Here is a 15023-nt window from a genome sequence, read left to right as displayed (position 1 = left end):
ATTATGCAAAGTCCGTCTTTCTCCATTTATGATGCTTCTGCAGGATCAGGAAAGACCTATACTCTGGTTAAAGAATATTTAAAAATTATTCTTTCGTCTCCAAAAAACGATGCTTATCGTAATATTTTGGCCATAACGTTTACCAACAAAGCGGTTCATGAAATGAAAAGCCGTATTGTTGGGAGCTTATCTGAATTTGCCAAAGAAGAACCTTCTGCAAAAGCAGTCGATTTAATGGAAGATTTGTCTCGGGAAACCGGACTTTCTGTTATTAAAATAAAAGTGAAATCTCAAAGTATCATCAAGCACTTAATTCATAATTATGCGGCTTTTGATATTTCTACAATTGATAAATTTACCCATAAAGTAATTCGGGCTTTTGCGCATGATTTGAATCTTCCTATGACTTTTGAAGTTACTTTGGATACTGAAAATTTATTGGTTGAAGCTGTTGATGCAATTATTGCGCAGGCAGGTCAGGACGAAACACTGACTAAATTGCTGATTGATTTTACGATGGAAAAAACCGATGACGATAAAAGCTGGGATATTTCGCGTGAGATTCTCGAAACGGGCCGTTTGGTTTTGAATGAAAACAATCGAAATGAAATTCTGCATTTTAATGATAAAACAATCGAAGAGTTTGTTGAAATTAAAAAGAAGATGCTTGCCTTGTGTAAAGAATTAGAATCGGAAAATGAACAATATGCCATTGGTGCACTTGCTTTAATTGATAAAAACGGAATCGATTTAAAATCTTTTTCAAGAGGAACATTTCCAAATCATCTTGAAAGCATTCGTGACGGAAAATTTAATCCGCGAAATAAAACCTTTCACGAGTTCGATGATATTGCGATAAATAAAACAGCAAAAGACAGAGCGTTAATTGAAAATATAATTCCGGAACTACTTCAAATATTAGATAAGATTTATAAAAACTTTGAAAAAAGAGATTTTTATAAAGCATTTTTGAAGAATATAACACCGCTTTCATTGCTTAATACGGTAAGTAACGAATTGGCTAAAATTCAATCAGAGCAAAATATTTTATCAATATCAGAATTCAATGCAATCATTCATCGTGAAATTCAGAATCAGCCGGCGCCATTTATTTATGAGCGTTTAGGAGAACGGTATAGACATTTTTTTATTGATGAATTTCAGGATACTTCAGAAATGCAATGGCAGAATTTGATTCCGCTTATTGATAATTCACTTTCCGGGTTAGACGATTTAGGAAATAAAGGAACCTTGATGATTGTGGGCGATCCTAAACAATCCATTTATCGCTGGAGAGGTGGAAAAGCGGAGCAATTTATTGAATTAAGTAAAGATGTAAATCCGTTTAATAATCCGGATAAAGCGATTAAGCACTTAAATACAAATTATCGAAGTTATAGTGAGGTAATTCAGTTTAATAATGCTTTTTTTAAATTGATTTCGACTGAATTTACAAATGAAGATTATAAAGATTTGTATGAAAATCATAGTTTTCAAAATACAAATTCAAAAAAAGGCGGGTATGTCAATATTTCTTTTCTTCCTGTAATTGAAAAAAATGATTTTGCAGATGAAGAAGAAGTGGTCGAAAAATCAGATTTATATGTTTTAGCAACTTTAAATACAATCCAAAAAGTAGTTCGTGAAGGTTTTGAGTATAAAGATATTGTGATTTTAACTCGAAAAAGAGATCAGGGAATTGCAATTGCAAATTATCTTACAGAGCAAAGCATTCCGCTTTTGTCATCAGAAACATTAATGATTCAAAATGCGACAGAAGTTCGGTTGATTGTTAATCTCCTAAAGTATTTGAACAATAGTGCCGATTTAGAGTCGAAAGCGTACTTTCTTCATTTCTTAGCTGAGAATAAAGAAATCGAAATGCCGATTCACGATTTTATTGCGCAGGGAATGGCGCAGAAACTTGAAGAAGATTTTGAAAAATGGCTTTTGAATTTTGATGTTTCGCTTTCTTTTGAAAATGTCCGAAAAAAATCGCTTTACGAAGCAGTTGAAATCATCATTTCGAAATTCATTCTTCCATCAGAAGGAAATGCTTATGTGCAGTTTTTTCTGGATATTGTTTTAGAAAGAGACATTCGGAATCAAGCTGGAGTAGCTGATTTTTTAGGTTTTTGGGATAAAAATTCGGCGAAATTCAGTATTCCTTCCCCAGAAGGAAATAATGCAGTTCGAATTATGACGATTCATAAATCTAAAGGATTGGAGTTTCCGGTTGTAATTATGCCTTTTGCCGAGGAAGATTATAATAGAAAACCCAAAGATAAATTATGGCTCGATACCGAAGAGTCTGATTTGGGAGTTCCAAAAGCCTTAATTGATAACAGCAGTGCAGTTGAAGGTTTTGGTGAAAGTGCTTCGGTGGTTTTTAATTTAAAAAAGCAAGAAGAATTATTGGATAATATTAATGTTTTGTATGTGGCATTAACGCGTGCGGAAGAGCAATTGTATATTATTTCTCAATCTTTAAAAGAAAGAAAAGATGGGGAATTCCCTAATAATATGGCTTCTTATTTTATTAAATATTTGATGCATAAAGGAGTTTATGATTCTGAAATTTTAGAATATGAATTCGGAAATAAAACGAAGCTTTCCGCATCTGCAAAATCAGTCGATTTAGTAAAAACAATTCCAATAGTAAAAGAGGTTTTGAATCCTAAAAACATTAAAATTGCACAGCGGGAGGCATTGATGTGGGGAACGCATCAGCAAGAAGCAATTTCTTATGGGAATATTGTGCATGAAATTCTAGCTTTCGTAAAAGACAAATCAGATATTGATCTTGCGGTTACAAAAGCGCTTGAAAATGGCCTAATAACAATTGATCAGTCTGAAATGGTTTTGAATACACTTTGTGAAATTGTAAATCATCCCGAATTAAGTATTTGTTTTGATGGGGATTATAAGGTTTTAAATGAACAGACAATCGTTCAGAAAGAAGGAAAAATTCTAAAGCCGGATAGAGTGGTATTGAAAAATAATCAGGAAGCCTATCTTTTGGATTATAAAACTGGAGCAATTAATTCAAAATATCAACATCAAATTCAAGAATATCAAGATGCTATTGAAGATTTAGGATACAAAGTGTTAAAAAAGGCTTTGATATATATAGGGTCGGAAATTGAAGTAGTAAATTTGTGAAAAAATTAATCAGATGTTAAAGAAATAATGTGGCTATTTTAGGCTTAAGTTGTTAATTTTTAACGTTTTAAATAAATATAAAAAATGTACGGTAAAATTAAAGAACATCTGCAAAGTGAGCTGCAGACAATTGAAGAAAATGGAATTTTTAAAAAAGAGCGTATTATAACATCTGCTCAAGGTGCTGAAATTACCATATCTACAGGAGAAAAAGTTTTAAACTTTTGTGCAAATAATTATTTAGGGCTTTCCTCGCATCCTGAAGTTGTTCAGGCGGCAAAAGATGCAATGGATACGCATGGTTTCGGAATGTCATCGGTTCGTTTTATATGCGGTACTCAGGATATTCATAAAACATTAGAGAAAAAAATCGCTGATTTCTACGGTACAGAAGATACTATATTGTATGCTGCTGCTTTTGATGCAAACGGTGGGGTTTTTGAACCTTTGCTTGGAGAAAACGATGCTATTATTTCAGATAGTCTAAATCACGCTTCTATTATTGATGGCGTGCGTTTGTGTAAAGCGGCGCGTTATCGTTATGAGAATAATAATATGGAAGACTTGGAACAGCAATTAATTAAAGCTAATGAGGCAGGATCTCGCTTTAAATTAATTGTTACTGATGGTGTTTTCTCTATGGATGGTTTGGTAGCACCTTTAGATAAGATTTGTGATCTTGCAGATAAGTATGATGCAATGGTTATGGTTGACGAATGTCATGCTGCTGGATTTATTGGTGCAACAGGAAAAGGTACACTGGAAGCAAAAGGTGTAATGGGGCGCGTTGATATCATTACAGGTACTCTTGGAAAAGCTTTAGGCGGAGCTATGGGAGGATATACAACGGCTAAAAAAGAAATCATTGAAATTTTACGTCAGCGTTCAAGACCTTATTTGTTTTCTAATTCACTTGCGCCGTCTATCGTAGGGGCTTCAATAAAGGTTTTTGAATTATTAGAAAAAGATACTACACTTAGAGATAAGTTAGAGTGGAATACGAATTACTTTAAAGAAGGTATGAAGAAAGCCGGCTTTGATATTATTGATGGTGATTCTGCAATCGTTCCGGTAATGCTTTATGATGCAAAATTATCGCAGACAATGGCAAATGAACTTTTAAAAGAAGGTATTTATGTAATTGGATTCTTCTTTCCTGTAGTTCCAAAAGATAAAGCAAGAATAAGAGTTCAGCTTTCTGCCGCACATACAAAAGAGCACTTAGACAAGGCTATCAGTGCTTTTATATTAACAGGTAAAATGTTAAAAGTTATATAATTACCACATTTGGTGAATTTTTGTAGGTTTTTTTTAACATTTGATTTTGTATTTAAAAAATTTGGTGTTACTTTTGCTTGTAATTAACTAAATTGTAATTAAAAAAATTAAGTATGAAACATCTTAACAAACTTTTAGTTGCTGTGATGATGGTGATGGGTTTAACTTCTCACGCGCAAGACAGTAACAATCCATGGGCTATCTCTTTTGGAGTTAATGCCGTTGACACTAGGACTAGTTCTGGTGCCGGAAGTGGATTTTTCAATCAACACTTTTCTCAGCCATTTGCTGTAAAAGACAACTGGAATATTCTTCCTTCTTTATCTTACATTGGTGTGTCTAGATATGTAGGTAGCGGTTTCTCAGTTGGTTTACAAGGATCTGTAAACAAAATTGATAAATATGTAACTTTCAATCCATCTGCTCCAGGGCATGATTCGAGAGGAAACGTTGTAACTAATCCTGGTGACTTGATGTACTACGGAATTGATGCTACTATCAAATACAGCTTCCAAGAATTAATCAAATCTAAAGTGATTGATCCTTCGTTATCTGTTGGTGGTGGTTATACATTCTTCGGAGATAGCAGCTACGGAACTGTTAACCCAGGTGCTGGTGTTACTTTCTGGTTTACAGATGCTATTGGTCTTGAGTTAGCTACAAGATACAAATGGTCAGTTAGTGGTGATAGAGAAGATAAAGCTGGTGTTCCAGATGCTCCATCTCACTTCCAACACACTGCTGGTTTAGTTTTCAAATTCGGAGGTAAAGATACTGACGGAGATGGAATCTATGACAAAGACGATGCTTGTCCAGATGTTGCTGGTTTAAAACAATTCAATGGTTGTCCTGATACTGACGGAGACGGAATCGTTGACGCTAGTGATGCTTGTCCAACTGAATTTGGTTTAGCTGCATTAAACGGATGTCCTGATAGAGACGGAGACGGTGTTGCTGATAAAGATGACGCTTGTCCAGATGTTGCTGGTTTAGCTGCTTTAAAAGGTTGTCCTGATACTGACGGAGACGGAATCGCTGATAAAGACGATAAATGTCCTACAGTTGCTGGTCCTAAAGAAAATGGTGGTTGTCCTTTCTTAGACGCTGATAAAGATGGTGTTTTAGATAAAGATGACGATTGTCCTACAGTTGCTGGTCCAGCTAGTAACAGAGGATGTCCAGAAGTAACTTCTGAGGCTTTAGAAGATCTTAAAGTTCAAGCTAGAGCAATCTACTTCAACTCAGGAAAAGCTACTTTCAAAACTGGTGACAAAGAAACTCCAGCTAGATTAGACGCTATTAAAGAAATCCTTAAAAACTATCCAAACGCGAAATTCTCTATTGAAGGACACACAGATAGTACAGGTTCTGCTAAAATCAACGACAAACTTTCTCAAGAAAGAGCTGACGCTGTATTGAACGCATTAGTTGAAAGAGGTGTTAACCCAGAAAACTTACAAGCTAAAGGTTTTGGATCTTCTCAACCAGTTGCTAGTAACAAAACTGCTGCAGGTAAAGCACAAAACAGAAGAACTGAAATCAAACATATTGGTTCTAAATACCAAGGTAAACTATAATTTACTTTGTAAATAATACTGAAAAGCCATTCTTAATTGAATGGCTTTTTTTATTTTTATCAAATGGTAAATACTTCTTTTTTAGAAAAAATTGCGGCTGTTGTAATTCAGAATTATTCGGATAAACTTACTGAAACTACAATCATTCTGCCAAACAAAAGGGCAAAGGTTTTTTTAATTGAAGCTCTAAAAAAGGAAACTGCAAAAACTATTCTTTCTCCGGAAATTATTAGTATCGAGGATTTTGTGCAGGATGTAGCATCGATAAGATCTATTGACTCTATCGAGCTTTTATTTGAGTTTTACGAAGTTTACTTATCGGTTACTGATAAACAGCACCAACAATCTTTTGAGTTATTTGCCAATTGGGCAAAAACTCTTTTACAGGACTTTAATGAAATCGATCGTTACCTTTTAGATCCAAGTCATGTTTTGTCTTACTTAAAAGATATTGAAGACATCAAGAAATGGGGAATTGAAGTCGAAAACAAAACCCAGCTTCTAGAAAATTATATCGACTTTTGGAAATTGCTTCCGCTTTATTACGAATCACTTTATGGCCATCTTTTAAATAAAGCTATTGGTTATCAAGGTTTGATTTATAGAGAAGCAGTAAACAATCTGAATCATTTTTCTAATACGATTTCAAATCGCAATTTTATATTCGCAGGATTTAACGCCTTAAATGCTGCCGAAGAAAAAATAGTACAGCATCTTTTAGCATTAGATCAGGCTAAAATTTATTGGGATGTCGATCAAACATTCTTGAATGATCCTTATCATGATGCCGGACTTTTTGTTCGTCGATTTAAAGAACAATGGAAACATTATAAATCCCATCCTTTTGAATGGATTGTTGATGATTTTTCTCAATCTAAAAACATCAAAGTAATTGGTACTCCAAAAACCATTGGACAAGCAAAATTAGCAGGAAGCATTATTGAGGATTTAATCAATGAAAATCCAATAGCTTCTCTTGATAAAGTTGCAGTGGTTCTTGGTGAAGAAAATTTACTGATTCCTGTTTTGTATTCGCTTCCATCTTCGGTTGGGGCTTTAAATATTACAATGGGATATTCAGGAAAGAATAATCCATCGCAAATATTGGTTGCCAAGTTTTTTAAAATGCATACAAATGCCCTTTCACGTGCTGGTGGCAGTTATGTCTTTTATTATAAAGATGTGCTTGATATTCTTACTCATCCTTTGGTTGAACCTTATGCGGGAACCAATCATTTAGTGCGAATTATTAAAGAGAATAATTATACTTTCATTACTCTAAACAAGATATTAGAACTCAATTCAAATCCGTCTAAACTATTTTCTTTATTATTTCAGAAATGGGAAAACGGATCAGTAGCGGTTCTCGAAAATATATCAGCAATTTTACTTCTTATAAAACAGAACTTCAGCAATGATAATGAAGAAGAGAAAATCGCTAAAACTTTTGTTTATGCTGTCTTTAAAGTAATCAATAAGCTTATTAATTATTATTCGCAGCACAAACACATTGATAACATCGATACACTTCATGCAATTTATAAGCAGATTATTGATGTTGCAGAAGTTTCTTTTGAAGGTGAACCACTTAGAGGCTTACAGATTATGGGGGTTCTTGAAAGTCGTGTGCTTGATTTTGATACTGTAATTGTTACTTCTATGAATGAAGGAAAATTTCCAGCCGGGAAATCTCAAAACTCGTTCATTCCGTATGATGTAAAAAAAGAATTAGGTCTGCCTACTTTTAAAGAAAAAGATGCGATTTATACTTATCACTTTTATCATTTACTACAGCGTGCAAAAAATATTTATCTGATTTATAATACCGAAAATGACGGATTAGATGCCGGCGAACGAAGCCGTTTTATAACACAGCTTGAAGTTGAGAAAAAATCAAAGCATAACCTGACTTTTGATATTTATAATCCGGTATTGCCAAATACAGCTTATCAGCCAATGGTAATTCCGAAATCAGAAGCGGTTATGGAACGATTGAAAGAAATTGCAGCTGCAGGTTTTTCTCCTTCGGCATTGACAAGTTATATTCGGAATCCAATTGAATTTTATTTTCAAAAAATACTACGAATTCGAGAAGTGGAAGAAGTGGAAGAAAATATCGCTTTGAATACACTTGGAACCATAATTCATGAAACGTTAAAAGCATTGTATGATCCTTTTATTGGAAAGTTTATTTCGGAATCTGACATCGCAAATTGTTTTAAATTATTAGATGAAGAAGTTTTAAAACAATTTAAAGTTGTTTATAAAGAGGGCGAAATTAAAAAAGGACGTAACCTGCTGGCTTTTGAAGTAGCGAAACGAAATGTTTCTAATTTCCTGAAAATGGAATTAGAATCTATTAAAAATGGTGATGCAATTAAAATTATTGCTTTAGAAGAAACTTTTGAGCGTAGTTTGGTTCATCCGAGTTTACCGTTTCCGGTTTTAATTAAAGGAAATGTCGATCGAATTGAACTTCGTAACGGAAAAATAAGAATCATCGATTATAAGACAGGAAAAGTCGAAAAAACGAATGTAATACTTAAGTCATGGAATGGCTTAACACAAGAGCTTAAAAACGATAAAATCATCCAGGTTTTAGCTTATGCTTTTATGTACGAAAAGAATGCGGGCGAAACTCCAATAGAAGTTGGAATTATTTCCTTTAAAAATTTAAAATCCGGTTTCCTGCCTTTTGGGTTTAAGGAAGAAAAAGATTTAGATATGATCGTTGACGGAAAAGTTTTAAACAGTTATACAGAAGAAATCGTACTGCTTTTAAACGAAATATTAGATATTAATATTCCTTTTGAAGAAAAGGTGTAATTAAAACTAAGAGCCAATTTATTTCAGATTATATTGGGTTCAAAACGATTCGATAATCTATTCGATAAACAAAATAGGGGTATTTTTAACGTTTGCCGATTCATTTTAGTAAACAACGAATAATAGAAGAATTTTATATTAGACTGAAAATCGCATTTATATAAATAAAAAAGTGCTCTTTTTGAAATTTTATAAAGGTTGTTTTGGGTTGATGTATTTATTAGCCGAACCTCTTTTTGTGGAGAAACTTTATAATTGAGTCCCGATGAATGTTGACGATGAATCAAGATAATTATATTAAATCTTGAAATTTAAAATGTAATCCGAGTTTTTGATGAATTGATTTTATTGAAAATGATAAACTTCACATCATAAAGGAAAAAGGCGCAATAATATTCGATAATTATTGCGCCTTTTTGTAAGTAGTTTTTAGCTGAATATTTTTTTAAAGAAACCTTTTTTTACTGGTTCTTGCGAAAGTGAATTATTTATTGGTCCGTTTTCAAAACGAAATCTTCTAAACTTCATCAGTTTTACATTTAAGTCAAAGCGTAATTCGTCTACTGTTTTCATTGGATAATTTTTTTGCAAATTTACGAAAAACTTCAACTATACCGGGTTTCTATGGCTGGTACAAGTACGATTTCAATTTTATCAATAAAAATGTTTGAATTATAGGTAAATCTCTTTTTTCTGTTAAATATTTTTAAAGAATTTCTTTTAAAAATTGCTATTAATTATACTATAAACAAAAGTGATTCAGATAGTTGTGTGTGGTTGCTTTTTTAACAAGTGTTTATGGAACAATTCTAATTATTGAAATAACTTTGACTCTCTTAAAAATTTAATATTGCTATGATTGATTTAACTACACTAGTAGAAGAAACTGGTGCCGAATCTGGAATTACCTTTAATATAGACGGGATTTTAATAGAATCTGTCAATTTAGAATATGACGGAAATGTTGCCGCAATGATTGGGATGATATTAAAAATGTGTCTGGAAATGTCTGAGGATGTAAATAATGGTGACTTAAAACAGGTAATGATTAAAAACCACGATGGTATTGTGGTTGCAAACAAAGATCAGGACGATAACTGTGTTGCCTTACTTTCTAAAGATTTAAGTAAAATGGGTCTGCTGCTTAGAAAAATGGATACTATTTTTAACAATTAATTTAAAACCAATATATACATAAACATGTCAGATTTTTTACAAAATTTTCAAAATGATTTAAAAGAAAATGTTAACGGATTCATTGCAGTTTCAGTAACTGAGGTTGAGACAGGAATGTCTTATTGCTCACTTTCTGTAAATCCAGATTTTGATCCGGAATTGGCATCTGCTTATAATTTAGAAGTGGTTAAAGCAAAATTAAATGCTATTAAAGCTCTAGGATTAGATCAAAAAATAAATGATATTTTAATTACATTAACGGATCAAATACATATTATAGATGTTTCTGAAGACGGTCAGTATTTTATTTACTTAGCTGTCGATGCTAAAAAAGCAAATCTTGGATTAACAAGAGCGACTTTGGCAAAATTCAAAAAAGACATTATTACAAAATTATAATTTTTGCCCCCAAAATGAGGAAAAGGCTGTTTCAAGATTTTTTGAAATGGCCTTTTCTGCTTTTTGATTTTTTTTTAATTGAAAAAATCCAGTAAGATTGTTTTTAATTCTTCTTTGTTTTCGATGTGACTCATGTGTCCGTCTTCAAAAGAAACCAATTCTACGGTTGTATCTTCGATTTGAGAGAGACTTTCCTCGTAGTTTAAAACAGGATCTTGTTTACCCAAAATCAACAAAGTTGGAAAGCGGTTTTCATGTAAAAGCCATTCTCGGTCTTTGCGTATTTTCATTCCTTCAAGCGAAGCTATAATTCCCTGTAAAGGTGTTTTTAAGGCTTGTTCTCTTGCTTTATCAATTTCGACTGCTAAGCGAATTCTGTTATTTTCACTAAACAAATTCCCAATCGCAAGGTTTACAAAGTTTACATAATTTTGTTTTACCGCTTTTATGGCGCGATTTCGATTTATTTTTTTCTCGTGACTATCTGCTTTTGATGTCGAATTTAATAAAATCAGTTTGGTTATACTTTTTGGGAATAATTCGGCGAAAGCCAAACCTACATAACCGCCCATAGAATGACCTAAAATTGTCGCTTTTTCAATTTTTAAATGTTTTAAAACTTCGTGAACAGCATTTGCATTGTCTTCCATTTCATGAACATAACCAAGGGAATCAGATTCTCCGTGGCCCAATAAATCGATCGTTATTACGCGATGTTTTTCTGAGAATGTATCAACGTATGTTTTCCACATTTTTTTATTTTCTAAAAAGCCGTGGAGTAATACAATTGCAGTTCCTTCTCCAGAATCAGTATAAGATATTTTGGTGTTTTTATATAAAATGTTTTTCAAAACGATATTTTTTGTTGAGAAGCACAAAGTTAAGAAAGCTGAAGTAAAATATTGTGATGTCTTGATTTAATTGGGAAATCTTTAAAGAAGCTATAAGTTTATTTATAACAAATAAATAATTGTGGAAGAATAAAAAATGGCTTCCGTTTCTGAAAGCCATTCTAAATTAAAATGTGTTATCACCATCTAAGAGATTTCCTAATCCGCCAAGAAGACTGCCTTCATCACGGCTGTTTCCGCCAGATCTTGGTGCCGATGCAATAATGCGGTCAGCCAGTCTGGAAAATGGAAGTGACTGTATGTAAACCGTTCCCGGACCTTTTAAAGTGGCATAAAATAATCCTTCACCACCAAAAATAGAATTCTTGATACCGCCAATAAATTCAATATCATAATCTACATCTTTGGTAAAACCAATAATACATCCCGTATCTACTTTTAAGACTTCGCCGTGACCCAATACTTTTTTAGCCATTGTGCCGCCGGAATGTACAAATGCCATTCCGTCTCCTTCGAGCTTCTGCATGATAAAACCTTCACCGCCAAATAAGCCGCGTCCTAATTTCTGCGAAAATTCTATTCCGACAGAGACACCTTTGGCAGCGCATAAAAATGAACTTTTTTGGCAGATAAATTTTCCTTGAAATTCGGTTAAATCAATCGGGAGGATTTTTCCAGGATAGGGTGATGCAAATGAAACTTTACTTTTGCTGTTTCCTTGGTTTAAAAATGCCGTCATAAATAAACTTTCGCCGGTAAGAACTCTTTTACCTGCGTTTAAAATTTTGCCAAATAAACCAGATCCCTGTTGCTGAGAACCGTCTCCAAATATAGTTTCCATCTGGATATTGTTTTCCATCATCATAAAACTGCCAGCTTCTGCAATTACAATTTCCTGTGGGTCTAATTCTATTTCAACATATTGCATTTCTTCTCCAAAAATCTGATAATCTATTTCGTGTGCCTGCATAATTTTTAAGTTTTTGTTTTTTAAAATTAGACAAATAATCCTGTAAAATGTTACAGCTTTTAACGTACTTCAGCTGTTTTTAAGAACATTAAATGATTTTGTTATTTTAAATTAGTCTTAATTATGTTTTTTATTGCTTTAAATTATATATTTTTGCATCGTTATTATATTTTATCAGAATGGCATTAATTAGTGATTTGACCACCAAAGTATTATTTGAAACCGAAAAAGGATACAGTTATCAATGTGATTTGACTAATAGTATAATCATCAATTTTGTTGATACGGTGTCAAGTTATAAAATTCATGATTTTTTGATTTTTCAAAGAAAGGTTAACAGCGTTGACATTCTTAACATGCTTTATGACTTATCTGACCAGTCAGATGCACAGTTGATTGAAACTACCAAAAGAAATTTTTCCAGAAATCTTACTATCTGCGAAATAGTGCAGTTAAGAGATTTATTAAACGGAACAAAATTTACTCTTACTTTACATTCTCTGCTTTGTAATACTGTCAATGTAGAGCTTATTTAGATTCTTACTTAGATTAAATCCAAATTTTCAGGCATTTAGAGCTGCCTCCTTTAATTTTTGTAATTTTACAGAGATAAAAACAAAGGTTATGAAAGATTTACTAAGAACAAGTACTTCATTAGTTGAAGGAATAGAAAATATATTGAACTTACAGGCAAAAATAGAAAGCGACGCTTCTAATAAATATTTGGCTATGGCTGCATGGCTGGATAGAAACGGTTATGCTAATACAGCATCTTATTTGTATAAGCAAGCCGAAGAAGAGAGAGAGCATTTCCTAAAAATTTTCAAATATATTACAGATATGGGAGGGATTGCAGTTACGCCATCTGTTCCAGAAGTGCAGCAAGAATTTGCTTCTTTTAGAGAAGTATTTGAAATTGCTTTGCAAAACGAAATTGCAGTTACTCAGGCAATCAATAAAGTAATCGCAAAATGTAGAGCTGAGAATGATTATGCTACAGAAGATTTTATGATGTGGTATGTGGCTGAGCAAAGAGAAGAAGAGAAAAATGCAAGAAGAGCTTTAGAGCTTTTTGAATTGATCAACGGAAACGAAGCTGACGGCAAATTCCAATTGGATGTTCAGATTTCAAAAATCGGATAAATATCGATTTATATAAAAAAACAAAGCCCTTAATACTAAGGGCTTTGTTTTTTTATTATGATTTATTCATTCATTAAGCTTTCGATCTCATCAGCTTCAACCGGAATATTGCGCATTAAGTTAAAAGGTTCTCCTTTTTCCTGAACCACAACATTATCCTCCAAACGGATTCCGAATTTTTCTGCTGGAATGTAAATTCCCGGCTCAACCGTAAATACCATATTCGCTTTCATAGGTTCGTGAAGCAAACCGTAATCGTGCGTGTCAAGTCCCATGTGGTGAGAAGTTCCGTGCATGAAGTATTTTTTGTAAGCTGGCCATTCTGGATTTTCGTTCTGAACATCGGCTTTGTCTAGTAAACCTAAACCAAGCAATTCCGAAGTCATGATTTTACCCACTTCAACATGATACTGTTTCCAAAGTGTTCCTGGAGTCAACATTTTTGTCGCTTCATTTTTAACTCTTAAAACAGCATTGTAAACCGCTTTTTGACGATCTGAGAATTTTCCTGAAACCGGAATTGTTCTCGTCATATCGCTTGAATAATTCGCATATTCTGCCGCAACATCTAACAAAATTAAATCTCCGGCTTTACATTGCTGATTGTTTTCGATATAATGTAAAACATTTGCATTGTTTCCAGAAGCAATAATTGGCGTATAAGCAAAACCTTTAGAACGGTTACGAATAAATTCGTGAGCTAGTTCGGCTTCGATTTCATATTCGGTAACATTTGGTTTTACAAACGAAAGTAATCTGCGGAAACCTTTCTCTGTAATATCACAAGCATGCTGAATCAAATCGATTTCTTCACTTTCTTTTACAGAACGAATGCGTTGTAAAATTGGATTGCTTTTTGCAACATTATGAGCAGGATAACGCTCTTTCCACCATTTTACAAAACGAGCTTCGCGAGTTTCAGTTTCAACAGAAGCGCGGTAATGCTCGTTTGTGTTAATGTACATCGTATCGGCATACGTCATCATTTCGTTCAAAACTTTATGAAAATCCTGTAACCAATAAACCGTTCTAATTCCCGAAACCTGAAACGCACGTTCTTTTGTTAGTTTTTCTCCTTCCCAAACTGCAATATGATCGTTAGTTTCTCTCAAGAAAAGAATTTCTCTTTGACTTTCATAAGGCGCATCCGGAAACAAAAGCAAAACACTTTCTTCCTGATCAACACCACTTAGATAAAAAATATCTCTGTGCTGCGCAAAAGGCAAAGTACTGTCGGCGCTAACTGGGTAAATGTCATTTGAATTGAAAACGGCAACCGAATTAGGTTTCATTTCTGCCGTGAATTTTTTGCGGTTTTTTACAAAAAGAGCGCTGTTTATTTGATGATATTTCATAATTATTTCGTTTTTGAACTTCGAATTTCAAAATTAGTGATTTTTGAATAAGTGGCGTACAGTTGATTTATTAAAGTTTTCTTATTTGTTTTTTTGTTTTGCCACAAAGACACAAAGGCACAAAGTTTAATTTGATTTTGTCATCTTGACGAAGGAGAGATCACACTCGTAACTCTACAAAGATTGGCGATTTTATCTCACGCAGATTTAGCAGATTTAGCAGATTTTTTCTTTTAACAATTGCAGATAACCACAATCTTGTCATTTCGAGGAACGAGAAATCTTC

At 33.3% G+C, this 15023-nt stretch carries 12 protein-coding genes; 8 read left to right on the top strand and 4 right to left on the bottom strand.

Features of this window, described 5'->3' with window-relative positions:
* Positions 1-3 precede the first annotated feature (3 nt).
* From AC1RRQ_RS17465 to AC1RRQ_RS17450, 4 genes are all read left to right on the top strand, one after another.
* Positions 4-3162, top strand: a complete 3159-nt coding sequence (locus tag AC1RRQ_RS17465) for a UvrD-helicase domain-containing protein (protein ID WP_493024306.1) — start codon at positions 4-6, stop codon at positions 3160-3162.
* Positions 3163-3246: 84 nt separating this feature from the next.
* Positions 3247-4440: a glycine C-acetyltransferase gene (gene kbl, locus AC1RRQ_RS17460; protein WP_493024305.1), complete on the top strand. Its 1194-nt coding sequence runs from the start codon at positions 3247-3249 to the stop codon at positions 4438-4440.
* Between the two features lie 113 nt (positions 4441-4553).
* Entirely contained in the window at positions 4554-6017 is a 1464-nt protein-coding gene (locus tag AC1RRQ_RS17455) for an OmpA family protein (protein WP_493024304.1), read from the top strand.
* A 63-nt stretch (positions 6018-6080) separates the two neighbouring features.
* Positions 6081-8843, top strand: coding sequence for a PD-(D/E)XK nuclease family protein (locus tag AC1RRQ_RS17450; RefSeq protein WP_493024303.1), 2763 nt, complete (start codon positions 6081-6083; stop codon positions 8841-8843).
* Positions 8844-9272: 429 nt separating this feature from the next.
* On the opposite strand, the gene AC1RRQ_RS17445 is transcribed toward AC1RRQ_RS17450, so the two are convergent.
* Positions 9273-9416 (bottom strand): hypothetical protein, encoded by a 144-nt coding sequence (locus AC1RRQ_RS17445; RefSeq protein WP_493024302.1) that lies wholly within the window; start codon positions 9414-9416, stop codon positions 9273-9275.
* Between the two features lie 282 nt (positions 9417-9698).
* On the opposite strand from AC1RRQ_RS17445, the gene AC1RRQ_RS17440 reads away from it, so the two are divergent.
* Both AC1RRQ_RS17440 and AC1RRQ_RS17435 read left to right on the top strand, forming a co-directional pair.
* Positions 9699-10019: a roadblock/LC7 domain-containing protein gene (locus AC1RRQ_RS17440; protein ID WP_493024301.1), complete on the top strand. Its 321-nt coding sequence runs from the start codon at positions 9699-9701 to the stop codon at positions 10017-10019.
* A 24-nt stretch (positions 10020-10043) separates the two neighbouring features.
* A complete protein-coding gene (locus AC1RRQ_RS17435) occupies positions 10044-10418 on the top strand; it encodes a hypothetical protein (RefSeq protein ID WP_493024300.1) in 375 nt (124 codons plus the stop codon).
* 74 nt (positions 10419-10492) lie between these two features.
* On the opposite strand, the gene AC1RRQ_RS17430 is transcribed toward AC1RRQ_RS17435, so the two are convergent.
* The gene (locus AC1RRQ_RS17430; RefSeq protein WP_493024299.1) at positions 10493-11269 is read right to left on the bottom strand and encodes an alpha/beta fold hydrolase; all 777 of its coding nucleotides are present in this window, start codon (positions 11267-11269) and stop codon (positions 10493-10495) included.
* A gap of 166 nt (positions 11270-11435) precedes the next feature.
* Entirely contained in the window at positions 11436-12239 is an 804-nt protein-coding gene (locus AC1RRQ_RS17425; RefSeq protein ID WP_493024298.1) for a TIGR00266 family protein, read from the bottom strand.
* Positions 12240-12418: 179 nt separating this feature from the next.
* Here AC1RRQ_RS17425 and AC1RRQ_RS17420 point away from each other — a divergent pair, with 179 nt between their 5' ends.
* The gene (locus tag AC1RRQ_RS17420; protein ID WP_493024297.1) at positions 12419-12775 is read left to right on the top strand and encodes a hypothetical protein; all 357 of its coding nucleotides are present in this window, start codon (positions 12419-12421) and stop codon (positions 12773-12775) included.
* An 88-nt stretch (positions 12776-12863) separates the two neighbouring features.
* Positions 12864-13382 carry a ferritin gene (locus AC1RRQ_RS17415; protein ID WP_488248011.1) on the top strand — a complete coding sequence of 173 codons (519 nt, stop codon included), beginning with the start codon at positions 12864-12866 and terminating at the stop codon, positions 13380-13382.
* A gap of 62 nt (positions 13383-13444) precedes the next feature.
* On the opposite strand, the gene AC1RRQ_RS17410 is transcribed toward AC1RRQ_RS17415, so the two are convergent.
* A complete protein-coding gene (locus AC1RRQ_RS17410) occupies positions 13445-14737 on the bottom strand; it encodes an aminopeptidase P family protein (protein ID WP_493024296.1) in 1293 nt (430 codons plus the stop codon).
* Positions 14738-15023: the final 286 nt, after the last annotated feature.

The sequence above is a fragment of the Flavobacterium sp. GW821-FHT12A05 genome, from assembly GCF_058807735.1.
This window is presented reverse-complemented; position numbering and strand designations above follow the sequence as displayed.

Excerpts from the sequence above, each read along its gene's own strand:
- AC1RRQ_RS17465 (WP_493024306.1), top strand. The coding sequence starts at position 4 with ATGCAAAGTCCGTCTTTCTCCATTTATGATGCTTCTGCAGGATCAGGA.
- kbl (WP_493024305.1), top strand. The coding sequence starts at position 3,247 with ATGTACGGTAAAATTAAAGAACATCTGCAAAGTGAGCTGCAGACAATT.
- AC1RRQ_RS17455 (WP_493024304.1), top strand. The coding sequence starts at position 4,554 with ATGAAACATCTTAACAAACTTTTAGTTGCTGTGATGATGGTGATGGGT.
- AC1RRQ_RS17450 (WP_493024303.1), top strand. The coding sequence starts at position 6,081 with ATGGTAAATACTTCTTTTTTAGAAAAAATTGCGGCTGTTGTAATTCAG.
- AC1RRQ_RS17445 (WP_493024302.1), bottom strand. The coding sequence starts at position 9,416 with ATGAAAACAGTAGACGAATTACGCTTTGACTTAAATGTAAAACTGATG.
- AC1RRQ_RS17440 (WP_493024301.1), top strand. The coding sequence starts at position 9,699 with ATGATTGATTTAACTACACTAGTAGAAGAAACTGGTGCCGAATCTGGA.
- AC1RRQ_RS17435 (WP_493024300.1), top strand. The coding sequence starts at position 10,044 with ATGTCAGATTTTTTACAAAATTTTCAAAATGATTTAAAAGAAAATGTT.
- AC1RRQ_RS17425 (WP_493024298.1), bottom strand. The coding sequence starts at position 12,239 with ATGCAGGCACACGAAATAGATTATCAGATTTTTGGAGAAGAAATGCAA.
- AC1RRQ_RS17420 (WP_493024297.1), top strand. The coding sequence starts at position 12,419 with ATGGCATTAATTAGTGATTTGACCACCAAAGTATTATTTGAAACCGAA.
- AC1RRQ_RS17415 (WP_488248011.1), top strand. The coding sequence starts at position 12,864 with ATGAAAGATTTACTAAGAACAAGTACTTCATTAGTTGAAGGAATAGAA.
- AC1RRQ_RS17410 (WP_493024296.1), bottom strand. The coding sequence starts at position 14,737 with ATGAAATATCATCAAATAAACAGCGCTCTTTTTGTAAAAAACCGCAAA.